Genomic DNA, 17,442 nt, shown 5'->3' with positions numbered 1-17,442 from the left:
AAGGATGAGTACGACAGAAAAACCTTTGTTGATTCTCGACGTCGATGAGACCTTGTTGTTTGCAACGGAAGAACCGCTCGCATGGCAACACGATTTCAGAGTTGGGCCGTACTACGTCTACCTGAGACCCTACCTAACTCAGTTCTGGGAAAAAAGTCGGCACGAATTTGAGTTGGCAGTCTGGTCGTCGTCTGGTGAAGATTACTTGTCCGCAGTCCTTGAGGTAATCGTTCCCGCTTACATCGAACTGTTGTTTGCTTGGAGTCGAGACCATTGTGTCCAACGTCTTGACCCTGAGACCAAGCAGCGATACTTCGTGAAGGATTTGAAAAAGGTTAAACGGAAGGGCTTCAATTTGGACCGAGTACTCATTGTCGATGATACGCCAAGAAAGGTGGAGCGAAATTTCGGAAATGCTGTGTATGTCAATTCGTTCTTTGGAGACCGAAACGACGATGAGTTAGTTAAACTCGCAGCCTACTTAACTTCGCTTCGTAGGCATTCCAACTTTCGGAACATTGAGAAACGACGTTGGCAAAATCAGGTTTGAGGTAAATCAATGACCACACTATTAATGTCTTCTCGCCCCACAGAAGACAACCAAGCTCTTTGGCGAGCCGCAATCAGCCGAGACTGGACGGTCGCCCGTGCCAAGGGAATTCGACTCCCTGAAATAGATGACGACGAAATCGTGCTCTATATCGAGTCGTTGTATGCACCGGCAATCGCTCAGGCAGTAGGTCGGCACTTGCTCAATGTCCCGGAGGATTGGCTGACGCAACTTCCTGAAGAACACCGAAAGCGAAACGTCTCTTTGACGACGTTAGGCGATGCTCGCACTGTTAAAAGACCTGTTTTTGTTAAGCCGCCCAACGATAAATCGTTTGCCGCTGAAATTTATGACTCAGGGCGATCACTTCCGAAAGAGTTCGATGACGACATGGCCGTGCTTGTGGCTGACCCTGTAACCTGGAAAGACGAATTTCGCTGTTTTTGTCTCGAAGAAAGAGTAAGAACGCTTTCCCCTTATCTACGGTCAGGGCAACATGCCAAGCTTTCCCAATACAAGGCAACCGAAGCCGAACGAACAGAAGTGACAGTACTTGTCGAGAACGTTTTGAAAATCACTAGTGAGCGAACACCTCGCTCGGTTGTCATCGATGTAGGGCAGATCCAAGGCAAAGGTTGGGCTGTCGTTGAGGCGAATGCCGCTTGGGGTTCAGGCATTTATGGTTGTGATCCTAACATCGTGTTGGATGTGCTACGTTGCGCTACGATTCAGCCTGAAATGGGAAACTGACTTCCTTTCGGTACAACACTTGTATCAGAAAGAATTACCTTATGCTTCTGTCGATTACCACAAACCATCAGCCTGCTACCGATCTTGGATTCCTCCTGCACAAGCACCCCGATCGGCTGCAAACGTTTGATCTCAGCTTTGGCAAGGCGCATGTGTTTTATCCCGAAGCTGCGGAAGATCAATGCACGGCCTGCTTGCTGCTGGATGTCGATCCTGTAGGAATGGCCCGAAGTAAAAACCGGAGCCGGGGGGACTTGCTCGGACATTACGTCAATGACCGTCCCTATGTCGCGTCCTCCTTCATGAGCGTAGCGATCTCGCAAGTTCTGGGAACGGCACTCGCAGGTCGCTGTAAGGATCGACCAGATATGGCGAATACGCCGCTACCCTTGGAGACCCGAATCGATGTCCTTCCGGTACGTGGAGGCGAGCGGTTTCTGCATCAATTGTTTGAGCCTCTGGGATACACCGTGGAAGCCGAGCCGTATCCGCTCGACGAGCAATTTCCTGAGTGGGGAAGCAGCCCTTACTATTCCGTGACCATTCGAGGCACAGTCACGCTCTCGAACCTGCTGACCCACCTGTACGTTCTAATCCCGGTGTTCGACAACGAAAAGCACTACTTCGTGGGCGAAGACGAATTAGAGAAACTTCTCGCCAAGGGAGACGGGTGGCTGGCTTCGCATCCCGAGAAGGAGCAGATCACTCGGCGATATCTGAAACATCGCTTCGGGCTTTATCGTCAAGCATTGTCTCGCTTGATTGATGTGGAGGAAGTCGAAACAACCGCTGAAGAACATGATGCTCCAGCCAAGGAAGAGTTGCTGGAACGCACGATGAGCCTGAACGATCAGCGCCACGGTGCGGTACTGGCTGCCCTCAAGGCGAGTGGCGCTCGAACAGTGCTCGACCTTGGCTGCGGGGAGGGAAAGCTGCTGCGAGATTTGCTCAATGAGCAGCAATTTGAGCAAATTGTCGGGATGGACGTGTCGATCCGTTCGCTGGAAATTGCACAGAAACGTCTGAAGTTGGACCGCCTGCCAGAGCGACAAGCGGATCGGTTGAAGCTCATGCATGGATCGTTGATCTATCGAGATCGGCGACTGGAAGGATTCGATGCGGCAGCCCTGGTCGAAGTGATCGAACATCTCGATCCGCCTCGGCTTTCCGCCTTGGAACGTGTCGTGTTTGAATTCGCCCGGCCCAAGACGATTGTACTGACGACTCCCAACCAAGAATACAACGCAATGTGGGAGACGTTGCCAGCAGGTCAGTTTCGCCACTCCGATCATCGTTTCGAATGGACGCGGCCAGAGTTCCAAAACTGGGCGAACCGGGTCGCTGAAGAACACGGCTACGCAGTGCGGTTTCTGCCCATTGGACCAGAAGACGAGAAGGTGGGGTCGCCGACACAGATGGGCGTGTTCGCGAGGAAGAGCGAGTGATCGTTTCTTACGAACGCTTCACTACCGTGTTTCCGGCAGACAACCAATTGGTAACCTAACATCTCAACACTCGCTATTCAGTCGCTCGCCAGATGAAAATCAAGATCCCCAAATTATCCCTCGTCGTTCTCATTGGCCCTAGCGGTTCCGGTAAGAGCACATTTGCGCGCAAGCATTTCTTACCTACCGAGGTGCTTTCGTCCGACTACTGCCGTGGACTTGTCAGCGATGACGAAAACAATCAAGAGGCAACCACCGATGCGTTTGAGGTGTTACATTACGTCGCCGCCAAGCGCCTCGCTCGTGGGATGCTGACGGTGGTGGATGCCACCAATGTGCAGCCCGAGGCTCGTCGTCCGTTGGTGCAGCTTGCCCGGCAATTTCATGTTCTCCCCGTTGCCGTTGTATTGAACATGCCGGAGCAGGTCTGCCATGAGCGGAACCGAGATCGAGACGACCGTACCTTCGGCCCGCACGTCATTCGGCAGCAGCGATCCCAACTGCGCCGCAGCGTGAAAGCTCTCAAGCGGGAAGGATTTCGCCACATCTTTGTGATGGACTCCGCCGAGCAGGTTGAAGCGGCATCCATCGAGCGTGTCCCGCTTTGGAATGATCGCAAGGATGAGCATGGCCCGTTCGATATTGTCGGCGACATTCACGGCTGCTGCGATGAACTGGAAGCCTTGCTACAGGAACTCGGCTACCGTGAAAGCTGCGTAGTTCCCGGTGGCTCGTCTCTGGTCAGCGGTACGGTTCTCGCACATCCAGAGGGCCGTAAGGCTGTCTTCGTTGGTGATTTGGTGGATCGAGGGCCTCGAGTTTTGGACACGGTGCGACTCGTCGCAAGAATGGTTGCATTTGGCAGCGGAATCTGCGTTCCGGGCAACCACGACATGAAGCTGCTACGGAAACTGAATGGTAAAAACGTTCAGATCACCCACGGGCTGGCGGAAACTATGTCCGAGATCGAGGCGTTGCCCGAAGATGTCCAGCAGCCGTTTCGTAAAGAGCTGGCTCAGTTCCTCGACGGCCTGGTCAGTCATTATGTTCTCGATGATGGCAAACTGGTGGTGGCCCACGCTGGAATGAAGGAGGAGTACCAAGGCCGAGGTTCCGGCAAGGTGCGGGAGTTTGCCCTTTATGGAGAAACGACCGGTGAAACGGACGAATTCGGTTTGCCGGTTCGATCCAACTGGGCCGCCGAATATCGAGGTTCGGCGATGGTAGTCTACGGGCATACGCCGGTACCGGAACCGGAGTGGTTGAACCGTACTGTCAACGTCGATACGGGTTGCGTCTTCGGTGGCAAGCTGACGGCGCTGCGTTATCCCGAACAGGAGTTCGTTTCCATCCCGGCGAAGCAAACCTACTGCGAACCGGCCCGCCCCTTTTTGCCGCAAGATCAATCCCCATCTGCCTTGTCCGCACAGCAAATCCACGATGACATTCTGGATGCCGAGGACCTATTGGGAAAGCGGATTGTCTCGACCCGGCTTCAACACAATGTCACCATCCGAGAGGAGAATTCCACAGCCGCCTTGGAAGTAATGAGCCGCTTTGCTGCCAATCCCAAATGGCTGATTTACTTGCCGCCTACCATGTCCCCTTGTGAAACATCGCAGGAACCGGGGCTCTTGGAACATCCGGCGGAAGCATTTACCTATTTCCGTAGTCAGGGTGTTCCGCAAGTTGTGTGCGAAGAGAAGCACATGGGTTCCCGAGCCGTTGTTGTGATTTGCCGGGATGAAGAGGCTGCTCAACAACGATTCGGTGTCACCGATGGCGAGACAGGTATTGTCTATACTCGAACGGGACGCCGATTTTTCAACGATACCGAGTTGGAATCACGACTGATCGACCGACTGCGCTCGGCGATGACTTCCGCTGGATTCTGGGAAGAATTCGATACCTCGTGGGCATGTTTCGATTGTGAATTGATGCCGTGGTCAGCGAAGGCTCAGGAATTGCTGCGTTCGCAGTATGCAGCCGTAGGAGCGGCGGGTAGCGCCGCTTTGCCCCGAGCTATATCCGCCTTGGAAACGACATTCCAGCGACTTGGGAACGAAGACGGGAAGCAGAATCACCCCGAGTTGGCCCAATACAAGGATCGGCTCGATAATGCTACCGCCTTCGTTGCTGCCTATCGCCAATACTGCTGGCCAGTGCAATCCCTTGACGACCTCAAGTTGGCACCTTTTCATTTGCTGGCAACCGAAGGACGTGTTCATATCAATCAAAATCACGTTTGGCATATGCAGACGCTGGCCAAGATTTGCCAAGAAGACAATAAAATGCTCCTTGCGACCAACTTCAAGGTGGTTGATGTGACCGATCCTCTTGAGGTGAACGAGGGCGTAACTTGGTGGGAATCTCGTACCCGTCAAGGAGGTGAAGGCATGGTCGTGAAACCACTTGACTGGATCGTTCGAGGCAAAAAAGGGTTGGTCCAGCCTGCTGTGAAATGTCGTGGCAAGGAGTACCTGCGAATCATTTATAGCCCTGACTACGATTCAGACGTCAACCTCGCTCGTCTGCGAAGTCGCAGTTTGGGACGCAAGCGTTCTTTGGCCCTTCGTGAATTTGCACTGGGCATTGAATCGCTGGAACGTTTTGTACGTAGGGAACCGCTTCGACGAGTTCACGAGTGTGTATTCGGCGTGCTCGCATTGGAAAGCGAACCTGTCGATCCGAGATTGTAAACGGGCTTGTTGAAAGTGAATGTATAAAAAGGAAACACGGGGCATGGATATCCATACCTTTGCGACTGACGGCAACCAAGAAGGTGTTCTCGCAGAACTCGAAAAGGGTATCTTTGTCGATAGCCGTAACGAGAAGGGATACACGCCGTTGGCCTGTGCCGCCAAAAGCCCACATGCCAGCGTGGACTTGCTTCGTTTACTGATCGACGCAGGAGCAAACATCCATGCGAAGGTTGGAGAATCCCAACGGCAACCACTTGCCCTAGCTGCATGTTCTGGAAGTCTAGAAAAAGTTCAGGTTCTTCTCGATGCTGGGGCCGACATCAACGCTGAGTCTCCCAGTGGGTACACGGCTCTCCTCCATATCATGTTCCGTCTTCATGATAACGAAATGCTGCTCCCAATGGCCGAGTTCTTGGTGCAGCATGGAGCCGTCATGGACTGTGAATCCCAATATCGGGAGTCGCCCCTTAGCGCCGCTTACCTACGACGACGTTGGGATGTAGTCCGATTTCTGCTGGATGCCGGTGCTGATCCTAGCCCACTTCGCTGGTCGAAATTATTGGAAGCGGTCGCTCTGGGAAGTTGCCATGACGTCAAAGAACTCTTGCGAGTCCCTGGTGCACTCCAGCAGCGAGATCGGTTTTCTCGAACACCTTGGTTATTGGCTGCGTTTGTTGGCCACCTCGACAAGGCTCGCCTAATTCATGCAGCGGGGATCGATGTGAACGAGATTGGCCAATGCGGAGAGACAGCGTTGATGACATCTGCCTCCATTGGCAATCCCGAAATGATCAAGTGGCTCATCGGTGTTAAAGTCGATTTGGAATTGGCTGACGAATTTGGCCAAACAGCTTTGACGCAAGCGGTACAGTTCGGCCACGCCGATTGCGTCGAGATATTGCTGGCGGCAGGGGCCGACCCGTCTATCACGAACGAGTACGGAGACAAGCCTATTACATTAACGACGAGTGAGGAAGTTGTCCGTGTACTCGTGGAAGCAGGTGAAGACATTGGCGACGTAAGCACGGAAATGCGGCGAATTCTGATCGGACTTGAGGGGAGTTCCACGCTAAGAGTCAGCAAGTCTGAGTATCAGGAAGGCTGCCAACGAAGGTTCGGAAGCTCAAACCCCGAAACAATGGATGTTCCCTTTTGGCAGGAAATGATACGAACTGGTATCCCCGCCTATGAGAGTAAGTCCCAATTCGGTGATCTCTATGAAATGACCTGCGTGTGGTGCTTCAACCGCTTTGGCGCATCCTTCACTGCCTTGCCTGATGGTCGCTATGTGCAGATCGGAGGAGAACACGAAGATTACTACGACCCCGACTTCTGTATCTACAACGACGTGGTGGTCTTTCAGGGAGATGGAAACTTCACCATTTATGGATATCCGCAGGAAGTGTTTCCTCCCACCGATTTCCATTCGGCCACACTTGTTGGAAGCGACATCTACATTATTGGCGGATTGGGGTATCACGGATCACGCCGATTCGGGACTACGCCCGTCTATCGACTGAACTGCCACACATGGCATATGGAACCTGTTACCTCAACCGGTGCGTGTCCGGGGTGGATTTACAAGCACAAGGCAACTCTTTCAGAGGCAGGGAACATCACAATCCGAGGAGGGACAATCGCCATTGCACAAGATGGCGTCGAAGACCATGTAGAGAATAATGAGGTGTTCCAGCTAGACCTAACCTGCATGACTTGGACTCGGTTTGCAGCAGAACCATAGCTCTTATTGATGTCTCCGCAGGTAATCCAACATGGCTACGGACCGATTGGCCACGAATCTGGGGCTTCCGTTGGTCGCCCCTGTTGGATTGATGGCGCAGACCTCAATAATTGCCCGCAGACAGACGGCATATTGCCGCCCCTGCGATTTCCGGGTGCGCAAAGTCCCACTAGGGCAAATCGATGTGCATGAAGCGCGTTTGGCGTATGGTGACTTGAAGGTCGATACCAAGCTCGGGCCGATGAAGAAAATTGCGCGGACGATTCAATCGTGCTTAACAAACGTGGTCCACTACTGCCCGCACAGCATCACCCCTGCGGTGGGTTGAAATTGCCTCCATGAAAATGCCGGATGGACGTTAACTTTACCATGGAACCGTCCTCCCCCTTTTCTCGATTGCTATTCGACCGTTGTGTTCGGTATCGCTTTCTTAAGTTCCTCGATGCCCTCGGGGGTTATTTTCGTGTCGCTAATCATTAGACGCTGCAATTGAGGCATTTTTGACAAGTGAGTGATGGCCTTGTCTGAGATAGGACAGTCGCATACCGATAATGATTTAAGACTCCTTATGTCGATGAGATGCTGCAAAGCCTCATCCGAAACCGTTGTTGCGGTGAGCGAGAGATGTTGCAACGGAGAAGATTGTCCAAGGTATTTGAGTCCATCCCCTTGAATTGGAGTTCCATTGAGGTGCAGGCGACGTAGGCGTCTCAAACGGCCAATCTCTTGCAAGCCAGTGTCGCTGACCTCGCTATCCAATACCAGTAGCGATTCAATCGGTAGTTTCCTTAGATGCTTGAATCCGTCACCTTCAATCCGGGTAGAGCACAACGTTAACAAATGCAGTTTCTTCAGATTTTGAAGATGACGCAAACCTTCGTCGGTAACGCGTGAATAATCCAATCGCAATATCTCGAGCGCCGTGTTGGTTGAAAGGCACTTAAGCGCCTCGTCGCTTACCTCAATCGGCTGGTCCGGCACCAAAGATAATCGGCGAAGATTCTTAAATTGCGCCAGCTGACAGACCTGTGTATCGGTAATGCTCGACGAAATACCAATATCCAAGTGTGATAAACGCCTCAATAAGTCGATTCGCCGAGTGAGCTCATTGATTAATTCCGAATCGAAACCGTCGAGTGCAAGAGATACTTCCCCCTTTTCCAATGCCTTCGGCAAGACATTCAAAAGTGCCTTTAAATCATCCTCCGTCTGGTCATAACATTTAATGTCAATGGTGCCATCTTTTTCCATCACCGCTAAAGCACCCGCATTGGCTAATGCATTCTGCAAGATCGGAGAAATACCTTCTTGAGCGTATGAGATGTTCGCCAACGCACCTTCAAGAAGGAATGCAATGACACAAAGTCGATAAGCAGTAGGGGGCATGGCATCGATCCTTTTATTGATGTCTGCGCTCGTAATCCAACATACAACAGGCCGATTTGCCGCGAATTCGGGGCTTACGCTGGTCGCCCCTATTGGATTGATGTCGCAGACCTCAATAGTATCGGGGGTAAAACGCAACCGCTTATGCGAAGATAAAATTCCTACGTAACAATTCAACGTTACTTGCGGCACTCGTCAACGCGCATCTTATTCCGCTCTGCCGCAAATGTGGCGAATCCTCTGGAAGCCAGCGAACCAGCACTCAGACTCGCCTGTATTTATGGTTTGCCCCAGATAATTCGTAATAGGGTCGCCGTCGGAAGCTTTGCCTGATGATTTCGACCGCTGATTGGCGCGAATGGCTCCTTTGAACGAAAGTCCACAGGGCGAAGTTGGGACAAATGGCTCACCCGCCTTACTGTACTCTAATTATTCCACTGCTTGCAATTTGTGATTTCATGAGAGCCTCCCAAGAAGTTGGAGTTCTGTTGTCCTTAATAATGCCTAGCCACAGCTTTTTCTGAAGTGTCCCCCATTTGTCGGTGCGATTGCCGTGAGTGTCACCAGTCGTCCATCGTCAATCTGCCCTGGTCAGGGTAAAGTGCAAAATGACCATGCCGACGAGCATGGAGGAGTGTGTTTCTGGGAAAAAAGCTCCGCTATCTCGTTAGTCATCCGTGGCAAACGGCAAGGGAGATCGGCCAAATCAACTCGGCTAGAACATCCATACAAATGAGCGGAGGCGACAAGACACCGTTAGAACGTTTTTGCACAGGTCTTTCCGACCGGCTAACATCAGATCCCGCGGTTTTTGCGGGCTACCGACCCTGCTCGGACTGAATCGTAAACAGCTGAAGTGATTCGCTAGCCGACTTTCATGGCAAGGCGGAAAGCGGTTCACACAACAGGTTTCAAAGCCCTCGCCAAACGAAGTTTGATTAGCGGTTCCGTCGCTGGCACAATCACGCATAGTCGCTATCAGAGGCTATCGGTTTGATCGCCCTGTTGTGTTTCTGGCTGCCCTTACACAAAGGCGTTTCGGCGTGGCTTTCTCAAGCGTTTCAGTTGGAGACCCAAGCCCATGACTACTTCACTTATTCCATGAGATGGCCCGAAGGAAAAAAAAGGAGAAGTTGAAGACCAACTCGATACAAGCGAGCAGCAACTCTTGATGATCTAATTAAGCAACAACAGCATCGCCAGGAATACCTACGTCAGTTCCGGCTCCGGTCGTGTCCCGGTTGTGGTGAGACCGATCCATTCTAGCCTGTCGGCTGAGCGAACCCCATTTTCCATCAGCGACGAACAATGATATGCGATGCCATCGGTCGGTCAGCCTTGCCGTTCGTTTGCCCACCGACTCGGCGGTCGAAATCGGAAGAGTTTGTTCGGTCCCGGCGCCGCTTCGACACGCAAGGGGTGCGTTCGGAGCCTCGTGCTGAAACGCAGGCTGTCATTCACAACCTGACCAAGGACACGCCCGCGAATGGCACGTAGTTCTGATGTAACGTGCTGCTCTGAATCGACATAGATCAAAAAAGCCTCGCTTGCGTAGACGGAGTTGTCACACACCCATCTTTGGCAAGGAGGTCTCAGAACGTCATTTTATAGCGATGGACGGTTTCGTCAGCAAGTGCGGTTTCCGCGTCAACAGTTTGCGCAAGACGGTAAGTTGCCTTCCACCGATGTGCTGTCTGAGGCAACGATATCACATGCTTTGGAAGCACTGGAATTTGCTTGGCTGGATCGGATCTACACTCCGCTTGTGATTCTTTGGGGTTTTCTCGGCCAGGCATTGAGCCATGATCATTATTGTCGGGCGGCCGTCGCTCGGAAGACAGGCCAAAGTTGGATGACCATGCCGATCAGGGTTGGCTTTGGAAGGATCGCCGCGTCCTGGCCTACTATGCATCGACCGTCTCGATGCCTAATACGGTCGACAATCAACAGCCTATCCACAACCTCATTCGAACCATCATCGCTCAGGCGGCATCAAGAAAGAAGATCGAGCTACGCACGATCAGCTTCAAAAGAACCGTCCAAACCCTGGAAGCATTTAAGCAGGTAATGGCTACGAAATGCCAGCAAAGCATTCATCCATCTCACTTTTTCGAACAGTTGCTCGAAGCGGTCGCTACGCACCGTGTGGCCGACCGTCCCGGTCGCTTCGAGCCCAGGCAAAGACTATGACGACAGAAGAAATACGACTGTGCGACGAAGCCAAGACACGAAGTCAAACGTGAAATCCTGAAACGACTTGTGTAGAACTTCGTGCCATTCGACACGCCCACCTTACGCACTTTCGGTCCGCCGGAACTAGGCCTCGAACGCAAGGGACGTTCAGTAGTCGGTTTGATCGCGCGAGTTCAGTTCTAGGCTTCAACGCTCGCGGTTTGTTCCTAGGAAGGCGAATCGCAGCGATCTCGAGCGGTTCTAGCGGAATCTACTCGAGCAGTAGCCGCACAGCGGTCAGTCAACTCGTAAATTAGGGTCGACGAGAAACAACCACTCAGCCGTCTTTCTTCTCGTGACGGTACCGGCTGAGGTCGGACGACTTCCGACGAACTTCGTGATTGCGGCCCGTGCAGATCAATCTGGCAGACTCCGGGACATCGCCGTAGCGAGTTGAGATTCTCCTCGATGGCGACCAGCGAATCCGCGTGGGACCGAGCTTAAGGAACAGTCTTTGAGGGACGTAGTGGTGGCGTGAATCAGCATCATTGCTGGGGCGGAGCCTTCCGTTCCAACCGTCTTCTGCGTACTGCCCACGGGCAAGCGGCACGAGTTCGACGGGGTGATGCGAATGGCCCAAAATCATGTCTCGCAGAATATACCGAGAGTTCTTGTTGCACGAGCATGCTAGCCGCCATATCATATGTCATCCCTTTAGGGGGATGCGTGGTGTCCGTACGGGGTGCATGCAACAGTTGATAGGGATAGCGAAGTGGGTGTAGAAAATCAAATTAGAGCGGAATCGGAATGCCTGTCATCCAGCGAAATCGATGAACTGTGGAAACTATTCAGTGCGATCCACACCATCTGGGGCAACGACACGGCTTGCCGAGTGGAAGACATGGCAAGTCGATGGCGAGAATTCATTGAGCTAAAGGTTTCTGAAACGCCGTCGTACCTCAAGCGATATACAGCAGCCTGCGATCTACTCTCGGATTTGCGAGCTTCGCATGGGGATGGACTCTATCAGTACTTGCTCGTCGATGGCGAGCTACATCGCCAATCCGATCCCGGCTTGGTCAATCTCAAACGGAATGTAATTGATGAGTTCATTCTTGTTTATGTGAGTTCCGGCGGTTTCCGCAGCTTTGGCGGCAAAAACTACACCGGGTTCGTTTCCGGTTCGCGCTTCCGTTCCCAGCGTACTTATCGAACTTACGAGGACGCATGATGACCAAGAACGGGAATGAGTTTGACTACGTCATCATTGGCTCCGGTGTTGCAGGCGCGATTGTCGCCATGCGTTTGCTTGAGGCTAATCCCAAAGCGTCCGTTGCGGTCGTCGAGGCCGGCAAACGCGTTCCTTTGAAAGACCGTCGCAAATGGTGGGACTTCGTGTCAACGGGCGTGAACCCATACGACGACTACCACGATCTGCCGATTGAATCTGAGAACCAGTCTGTCGGCAAAGAACCGTGGACGTTTCAAGAATCACGGCTGATGGGGCGTGGCGGATCGACCGTACACTGGGGCGGTTGGGCGTTGCGGTTCAAAGAAGAAGACTTCGAAACTTGCTCGCGCACCGGACGCGGTGCAGATTGGCCGATCGCTTATCAAGACCTGGAATCCTATTATGACAAAGCCGAGCACCTGCTTGGCGTCTCGGGACAGGCGAGCGATTCCCGTGGCAACGTAGTGCCTCCGAGAAAGAGTGACTACCCGCTCGATCCGTTCCCTTTTGTTGAAGCCGACCGTCCATTGATTCATGCGATGGAACGTTTAGAAATCGGCTACGGACATATGCCGATGGCACGCTTTCGCATGTGCATGACTACCGGCACCTGTCGTTACTGTCCGTTCGGAGCCAGATTCACCGCAGCCTACCTGTTAGACGAAATCGAATCGAATCCTCAATACACAAACTTCAGGTACTTCGATCAATCGCCGTGCGAACGACTTCTAACCGAGAAGAAAAACCGCGTTCACGCGGCCGAGGTTTTCTCCACCAAATCCGGTAAACGCATAACGCTCGAAGGTAGCCATTTCATCGTCGCCTCGGGAGCCTACGAATCCCCCAAACTTCTTCAGCGATCAATCGCAGATAATTGGCCTAAAGGAATCGGTAACGATCGAGACCTCGTTGGCCGCTTCCTCATTTCGCATCCGTTTCTACACGTCCGAGCCGAACTGCCATCGAACGCGAACCGTTGGAATCAGGAACTCGACTTTCCAACTTTGATGTCACGGCACTTCGACACGCCCGAGCAACAAGCCTATGGCAAGCTTTTTTTATTCAAGGACCGCAGTCGCCCCAAAGTCGATCTTGCTGGCATGATGATCACGGGAAAAACAAGAGCCCAGATCGAACGTGCAACCATGGGCCCAATGGAAATTGAATTGCAAGGATTCATGGAGGAGTTTTCGATCCTTGATAACCGCGTCAGTCTTGGTGCCAACTGTAATCGAATCGGCCTGCCGCAGACGAAAGTCGACTTTTCTCGTGAATTTGACTTTACCGATCGAGCCGCAACACGCCTAGATATTATGCAGCGCATCGTCCGCGAGACCGGCGCAAAGATTACGAAAGCCGCCGTGCGAGCCCAGCGTGGCGACCATTCTGCGAGTACCTGTCGCATGGGCGATAGCCCCGCGACCAGCGTTGTCGACCGCGACCTGCGAGTCCACGATGTCGAGAACTTGTGGGTCTGTTCCAATGCCGTCTTCCCAAGCGGCGCCGCCGTCAACCCGACGCTCACGCTATCCGCACTCTCGCTGCGTCTTGCCGACAAACTGATTCACGACGGAGACGTAGCATGAGCGATAATCGCATCACAGAGCTTGCCCAAACGAATATAGGTGACTGTGACCTTGAGTGGCTCAAGCAGGCCTTGCAGTCCGCCATCGAACTCGAATTCTTCACCATCCCGCCATACCTGATGGCGTTTTGGTCTGTGAAGGATCATCGCCATCCGGTCGCCGTCGCCATTCGCGAAGTGCTTGTCGAAGAGATGCTGCACATGTCGTTAGCGTGCAACATGCTGGCGTCAATCGGCGGCACTCCCCGCATTTTCGATTCCAAGGTGATTCCTCGATATCCATCCCCGATGCCTGGCGGCGTGAAGCCGTTGTTGAGTGTTTCGCTACAGGGACTTTCAAAACAAGCGCTCGGCGTGTTCATGAAGATCGAAGAGCCTGAAACAGATATCGCTCACCTTGAAACTGTCCGACAAAAAGAAAACTTTGCTCGGATTGGAGAGTTTTACGACAAAATCAAGCTAGTCTTCGAGAACGTTGATCCCCCGTTCAATCGCGAGGGGCAAATCGAAGCCTACTTTGGCGAGTCGCAACAGCCTAACGGCAAGTACATTCCCAAGAACATTGGCTCCATCGAAGATGTCGAAGCCGCCATCGACCTGATCAAGGATCAAGGCGAAGGCACATCTGAATCCGTCAAGGATGACGAGACCGATGAACTGGCTCACTACTATCGCTTCAAGGAAGTCGCAGTCGGTCGCAAACTGATCCAAGCCGACGACGGAAGATGGGTTCATCAAGGTCCCGAAGTCCACCTGCCCGACTGCTGGCCCGTCGCAGAAATCCCGCCTGGCGGCTATCAGCAAGATGAGGTTCCCGCCGAAATTTGGGACAAGATGCTCCAATTTGATCTTGCGTACACTCGAATGCTCAAGCATCTGGCGCTAGCTTGGTCGACAAGCAGCCACGCCTCACTCAACCAAGCAATCGCCACCATGATGGCCGACCTGCCTCGATTGGCAATCGAGATTATGCAGGTCCCAATCCACAATCAACCGTTCAACTATGGCCCGTGTTTCCGCTTAGTCGACGAGGAGTCAGACTGATGGGCTTCCATGTCGAAATCAACTCCATCCTTCGCAGCGACGAATACACTGGCCTCGCTATTGGTGAAATCCGTGCGTTTCGCAAGTCCGGCAGTCGTGTGTTCTTTGACGATATTCCAATCTGGCTAACAAAATCCGATTGGACAGCATTGGCTGAAATCCAAGTCATCAGTCAATCGCGAACTCCCACCGAAGTAAAAGGCGAGTTTCAAGTCCTACACGTTTACGGCGGTAAAGAACAAGTGCGAGTCACCGAGATGTTTCGCCGTATGTACGCTGACGGAGGTGATCCGTTCATCTACGTCCTGATGTCGCCCGAAGTCCTGAAGAAATCGGCAGTCCAGGGAGTCTACGCACCAAAATCACTGGATACCGAGGATTTCATACACGCATCACCGATAGGTCAGATCACGCGACTTGCCAATAAATACTACTGCGACAACGACACCATCCACGTCGCGGTCGTCCGCAAAAGTCGTGTCACCGCACCTATCAAATGGGAACCAGCCACCGGAGGTTTGTACCCACACATTTACGGCAAACTCAACATGGACGCCGTCGAACAAACCTTCACATTCTTTAAAAACGAAGAAGGTAAGTACCAAGTCGACATTTGAAATGCAGCTATTTTCAAAACTATCCGTTCACCACAAAGGCACGCTATCTCATGGAGAAAACCATCACGCCCGACGAGCATGCAAAACGTTTGCTCCAGTACGTGAATTCCATCGCCGGCGATACGCCGATGGAGGAATTTGTCGACTTCATCGCTGACGACGATGGTCTTGAAGGAGTGAGTACGAAGCGAATCAAGAAGGCAGAAGAAGCGGCCATGCGCGCCGTACAGGGCAAGTCGGTCTCCGCCGAAGGCCTTTACCACCTCGAAGCCATCGTGCATCGCAAGAACCGCCCCTCGCACCGAATTTATGGCAAAAAGTTTGATCCGTTTCCTGGCGAATTCAATTTCATTACCAAGGATCCCAGGACGCTGAAGCGAATCCGGAACACGTTTCCGGCCGTTGGGCGAATCGACATCACCGATCTTTCGACTTACGCCGGCACCGGATTCGTTGTCGGCCAAAACCTCGTGATGACAAACCGTCATGTCGCGATGGAATTCACGATGGGGGTTGGCAGAGGCAAACGAGTCAAGATCTTTGACCTTCGAGCGGAAGTCGATTTTGACGACGAGCCAAGCTTTGAACAGGAAGATGGATTCGTTCTACACGAGTGCGTCATGGTCCATCCATATTGGGACATGGCGTTGTTCAAGGCCGACCTGCCCGACATCGAACCGCTTCGGTTGTCAACGACCACTTATCCAACGCTCCGCAAACGCAAACAAGCAATCGTCGCGGTCGGTTACCCCGCCTTTGATGATCGAAACGGGGTAAAAGCCCAAAAAGAAATCTTTGGCGACCAGTACGAAGTCAAACGAATCGCTCCTGGACGCGTATCGAATCAGAAACGCCAAGTAAGCTCGAAATGGCTCTCAAGCCCTGTCGCGGCGCTCACGCACGACGCATCAACACTCGGCGGCAACTCGGGCTCTGCCATCATCGATGTCGAAAGCGGGACCGTCGCCGCTCTCCACTTTGGCGGCAAATATCTTATCGAAAACTATGGCGTTCCCGGATACGAACTCGCTCGTGATCCCCGCGTCGTTGACGCCGGAGTCTTGTTCGCGCCCGGGGTCCCTGACCCGAATCTGGACCTCGAACCCTATTGGGAAAACACCGAATCGCCATCCGACGACCAAAGCGAATCCGACTACCGACAGTATCAACGCAACCCTGCCCGGAGCCACCAGATGAAAACCAACCCGAAAGACGTAACCTTCGAGGTTCCCTTACACATCACCATTTCGCTCGGCCGCCCCGGAACCGGCAATGTCTATCACATTGGGCCAGTTCATGACCCTGGCGACGGAAATGGAGCGACAGACGTTGTCGGCCAAGGTGGCGACGACGAATTCGATATCGGCGAAAGCAAGGGGGGCGGATACGACCATAAATTTCTCTCCGAAACCGTTCCAACGCCCAAGCTGTCAAAGAAGTTCGCCAAGGACGCATTTAAGCACAATGGCTCGCATCTGATTCACTACACACATTTCTCGGTTTGCCAAAGCAAGTCGCGATCCTTGCCACGTTTTGTCGCTTGGAATATCGATGGCAGCAATATGAAACAGCTTTCACGCAAAGGCATCCGATTTATCCGTGATTCCCGCGTACCTGCGGAATATCAGGCGGGCAATGAACTCTACAAAAACAACGCATACGATCGAGGCCACGTCGCCCGCCGCGCCGATCTCAACTGGGGACCACTCAAAGAAGCCAAGGCTGCCAACCGCGACTCATTCTTTTTTACCAATATGACCCCGCAACACGAAGCGTTCAATCAGTCCGCCAAAGGCGGTCTTTGGGGTGAACTCGAAAACGCCGTCTTCGAGGACTTGAATGTTGACAAGCTAAAAGTCTCCGTCATGGCCGGGCCCATTTTTCGAGACACCGACAAAACTTACCGAGATGTCAAAATTCCCGATGACTTTTGGAAGCTAATCGCCTTCCACGACGAAGACGATGACGAATTCAAAGTCGCCGCCTACATTATCAGCCAGGGGGACTTGGTTTTTACTGAAGGTCGAGTTGATGACGAATTCCATCTTTATCAAGTGTCGCTTAGCAAGCTTGCCGAAGAGACTGGCCTCGACTTCGACGAACTTACGCAACACGATTCGTTTGATTCTTCGACTGAAGCGGTCTTTGGGAGCGGATTGCGAGAGGTGGGATCCCGAAGTCAATTAGTCTCGCAAACCGAAAAATAGTTGAGTTCGCGT

General features: G+C 52.7%; 13 protein-coding genes. 12 read left to right on the top strand and 1 reads right to left on the bottom strand.

Features of this window, described 5'->3' with window-relative positions; translation table 11 throughout:
• Positions 1-4: 4 nt before the first annotated feature.
• The 6 genes from DTL42_RS27055 (at position 5) to DTL42_RS26170 (ending at position 7,516) form a co-directional block, all read left to right on the top strand.
• On the top strand, positions 5-550 hold the full coding sequence (locus DTL42_RS27055; RefSeq protein WP_114367080.1) for an HAD family hydrolase: 546 nt from the start codon (positions 5-7) through the stop codon (positions 548-550).
• 9 nt (positions 551-559) lie between these two features.
• Entirely contained in the window at positions 560-1,300 is a 741-nt protein-coding gene (locus DTL42_RS02320) for an ATP-grasp domain-containing protein (RefSeq protein ID WP_114367079.1), read from the top strand.
• A 41-nt stretch (positions 1,301-1,341) separates the two neighbouring features.
• Positions 1,342-2,745: a 3' terminal RNA ribose 2'-O-methyltransferase Hen1 gene (locus DTL42_RS02315; protein ID WP_114367078.1), complete on the top strand. Its 1,404-nt coding sequence runs from the start codon at positions 1,342-1,344 to the stop codon at positions 2,743-2,745.
• A 92-nt stretch (positions 2,746-2,837) separates the two neighbouring features.
• Positions 2,838-5,444: a polynucleotide kinase-phosphatase gene (locus tag DTL42_RS02310; RefSeq protein ID WP_114367077.1), complete on the top strand. Its 2,607-nt coding sequence runs from the start codon at positions 2,838-2,840 to the stop codon at positions 5,442-5,444.
• Between the two features lie 43 nt (positions 5,445-5,487).
• Positions 5,488-7,188 (top strand): ankyrin repeat domain-containing protein, encoded by a 1,701-nt coding sequence (locus tag DTL42_RS02305; protein WP_158545198.1) that lies wholly within the window; start codon positions 5,488-5,490, stop codon positions 7,186-7,188.
• 154 nt (positions 7,189-7,342) lie between these two features.
• Positions 7,343-7,516, top strand: a complete 174-nt coding sequence (locus DTL42_RS26170; RefSeq protein ID WP_158545197.1) for a hypothetical protein — start codon at positions 7,343-7,345, stop codon at positions 7,514-7,516.
• Between the two features lie 71 nt (positions 7,517-7,587).
• Here DTL42_RS26170 and DTL42_RS02295 read toward each other — a convergent pair whose 3' ends face one another.
• The gene (locus DTL42_RS02295) at positions 7,588-8,574 is read right to left on the bottom strand and encodes a hypothetical protein (RefSeq protein WP_114367074.1); all 987 of its coding nucleotides are present in this window, start codon (positions 8,572-8,574) and stop codon (positions 7,588-7,590) included.
• Between the two features lie 1,848 nt (positions 8,575-10,422).
• Here DTL42_RS02295 and DTL42_RS02290 point away from each other — a divergent pair.
• The 6 genes from DTL42_RS02290 to DTL42_RS02265 all read left to right on the top strand — a co-directional run bounded on the left by DTL42_RS02290 (position 10,423) and on the right by DTL42_RS02265 (position 17,430).
• On the top strand, positions 10,423-10,764 hold the full coding sequence (locus DTL42_RS02290) for a hypothetical protein (RefSeq protein ID WP_114367073.1): 342 nt from the start codon (positions 10,423-10,425) through the stop codon (positions 10,762-10,764).
• A 754-nt stretch (positions 10,765-11,518) separates the two neighbouring features.
• The gene (locus DTL42_RS02285; protein ID WP_114367072.1) at positions 11,519-11,977 is read left to right on the top strand and encodes a hypothetical protein; all 459 of its coding nucleotides are present in this window, start codon (positions 11,519-11,521) and stop codon (positions 11,975-11,977) included.
• Positions 11,974-13,563, top strand: coding sequence for a GMC oxidoreductase (locus DTL42_RS02280; protein ID WP_114367071.1), 1,590 nt, complete (start codon positions 11,974-11,976; stop codon positions 13,561-13,563). The genes DTL42_RS02285 and DTL42_RS02280 overlap by 4 nt, the downstream gene beginning before the upstream one ends.
• The gene (locus tag DTL42_RS02275) at positions 13,560-14,606 is read left to right on the top strand and encodes a ferritin-like domain-containing protein (RefSeq protein ID WP_114367070.1); all 1,047 of its coding nucleotides are present in this window, start codon (positions 13,560-13,562) and stop codon (positions 14,604-14,606) included. Before DTL42_RS02280 ends, DTL42_RS02275 begins: the two co-directional genes overlap by 4 nt.
• Positions 14,606-15,223: a DUF952 domain-containing protein gene (locus tag DTL42_RS02270; protein ID WP_114367069.1), complete on the top strand. Its 618-nt coding sequence runs from the start codon at positions 14,606-14,608 to the stop codon at positions 15,221-15,223. The genes DTL42_RS02275 and DTL42_RS02270 overlap by 1 nt, the downstream gene beginning before the upstream one ends.
• 50 nt (positions 15,224-15,273) lie before the next feature.
• Positions 15,274-17,430: a DNA/RNA non-specific endonuclease gene (locus tag DTL42_RS02265; protein ID WP_147274135.1), complete on the top strand. Its 2,157-nt coding sequence runs from the start codon at positions 15,274-15,276 to the stop codon at positions 17,428-17,430.
• The last annotated feature ends 12 nt before the right edge of the window (positions 17,431-17,442 follow it).

Source organism: Bremerella cremea (assembly GCF_003335505.1).
Lineage (GTDB): Bacteria > Planctomycetota > Planctomycetia > Pirellulales > Pirellulaceae > Bremerella > Bremerella cremea_A.
This window is presented reverse-complemented; position numbering and strand designations above follow the sequence as displayed.

What these genes read in the sequence shown, in the direction of transcription:
- DTL42_RS27055 (WP_114367080.1), top strand. Translation starts at nt 5, where the DNA reads ATGAGTACGACAGAAAAACCTTTGTTGATTCTCGACGTCGATGAGACC.
- DTL42_RS02320 (WP_114367079.1), top strand. Translation starts at nt 560, where the DNA reads ATGACCACACTATTAATGTCTTCTCGCCCCACAGAAGACAACCAAGCT.
- DTL42_RS02315 (WP_114367078.1), top strand. Translation starts at nt 1,342, where the DNA reads ATGCTTCTGTCGATTACCACAAACCATCAGCCTGCTACCGATCTTGGA.
- DTL42_RS02310 (WP_114367077.1), top strand. Translation starts at nt 2,838, where the DNA reads ATGAAAATCAAGATCCCCAAATTATCCCTCGTCGTTCTCATTGGCCCT.
- DTL42_RS02305 (WP_158545198.1), top strand. Translation starts at nt 5,488, where the DNA reads ATGGATATCCATACCTTTGCGACTGACGGCAACCAAGAAGGTGTTCTC.
- DTL42_RS02295 (WP_114367074.1), bottom strand. Translation starts at nt 8,574, where the DNA reads ATGCCCCCTACTGCTTATCGACTTTGTGTCATTGCATTCCTTCTTGAA.
- DTL42_RS02280 (WP_114367071.1), top strand. Translation starts at nt 11,974, where the DNA reads ATGATGACCAAGAACGGGAATGAGTTTGACTACGTCATCATTGGCTCC.
- DTL42_RS02275 (WP_114367070.1), top strand. Translation starts at nt 13,560, where the DNA reads ATGAGCGATAATCGCATCACAGAGCTTGCCCAAACGAATATAGGTGAC.
- DTL42_RS02270 (WP_114367069.1), top strand. Translation starts at nt 14,606, where the DNA reads ATGGGCTTCCATGTCGAAATCAACTCCATCCTTCGCAGCGACGAATAC.
- DTL42_RS02265 (WP_147274135.1), top strand. Translation starts at nt 15,274, where the DNA reads ATGGAGAAAACCATCACGCCCGACGAGCATGCAAAACGTTTGCTCCAG.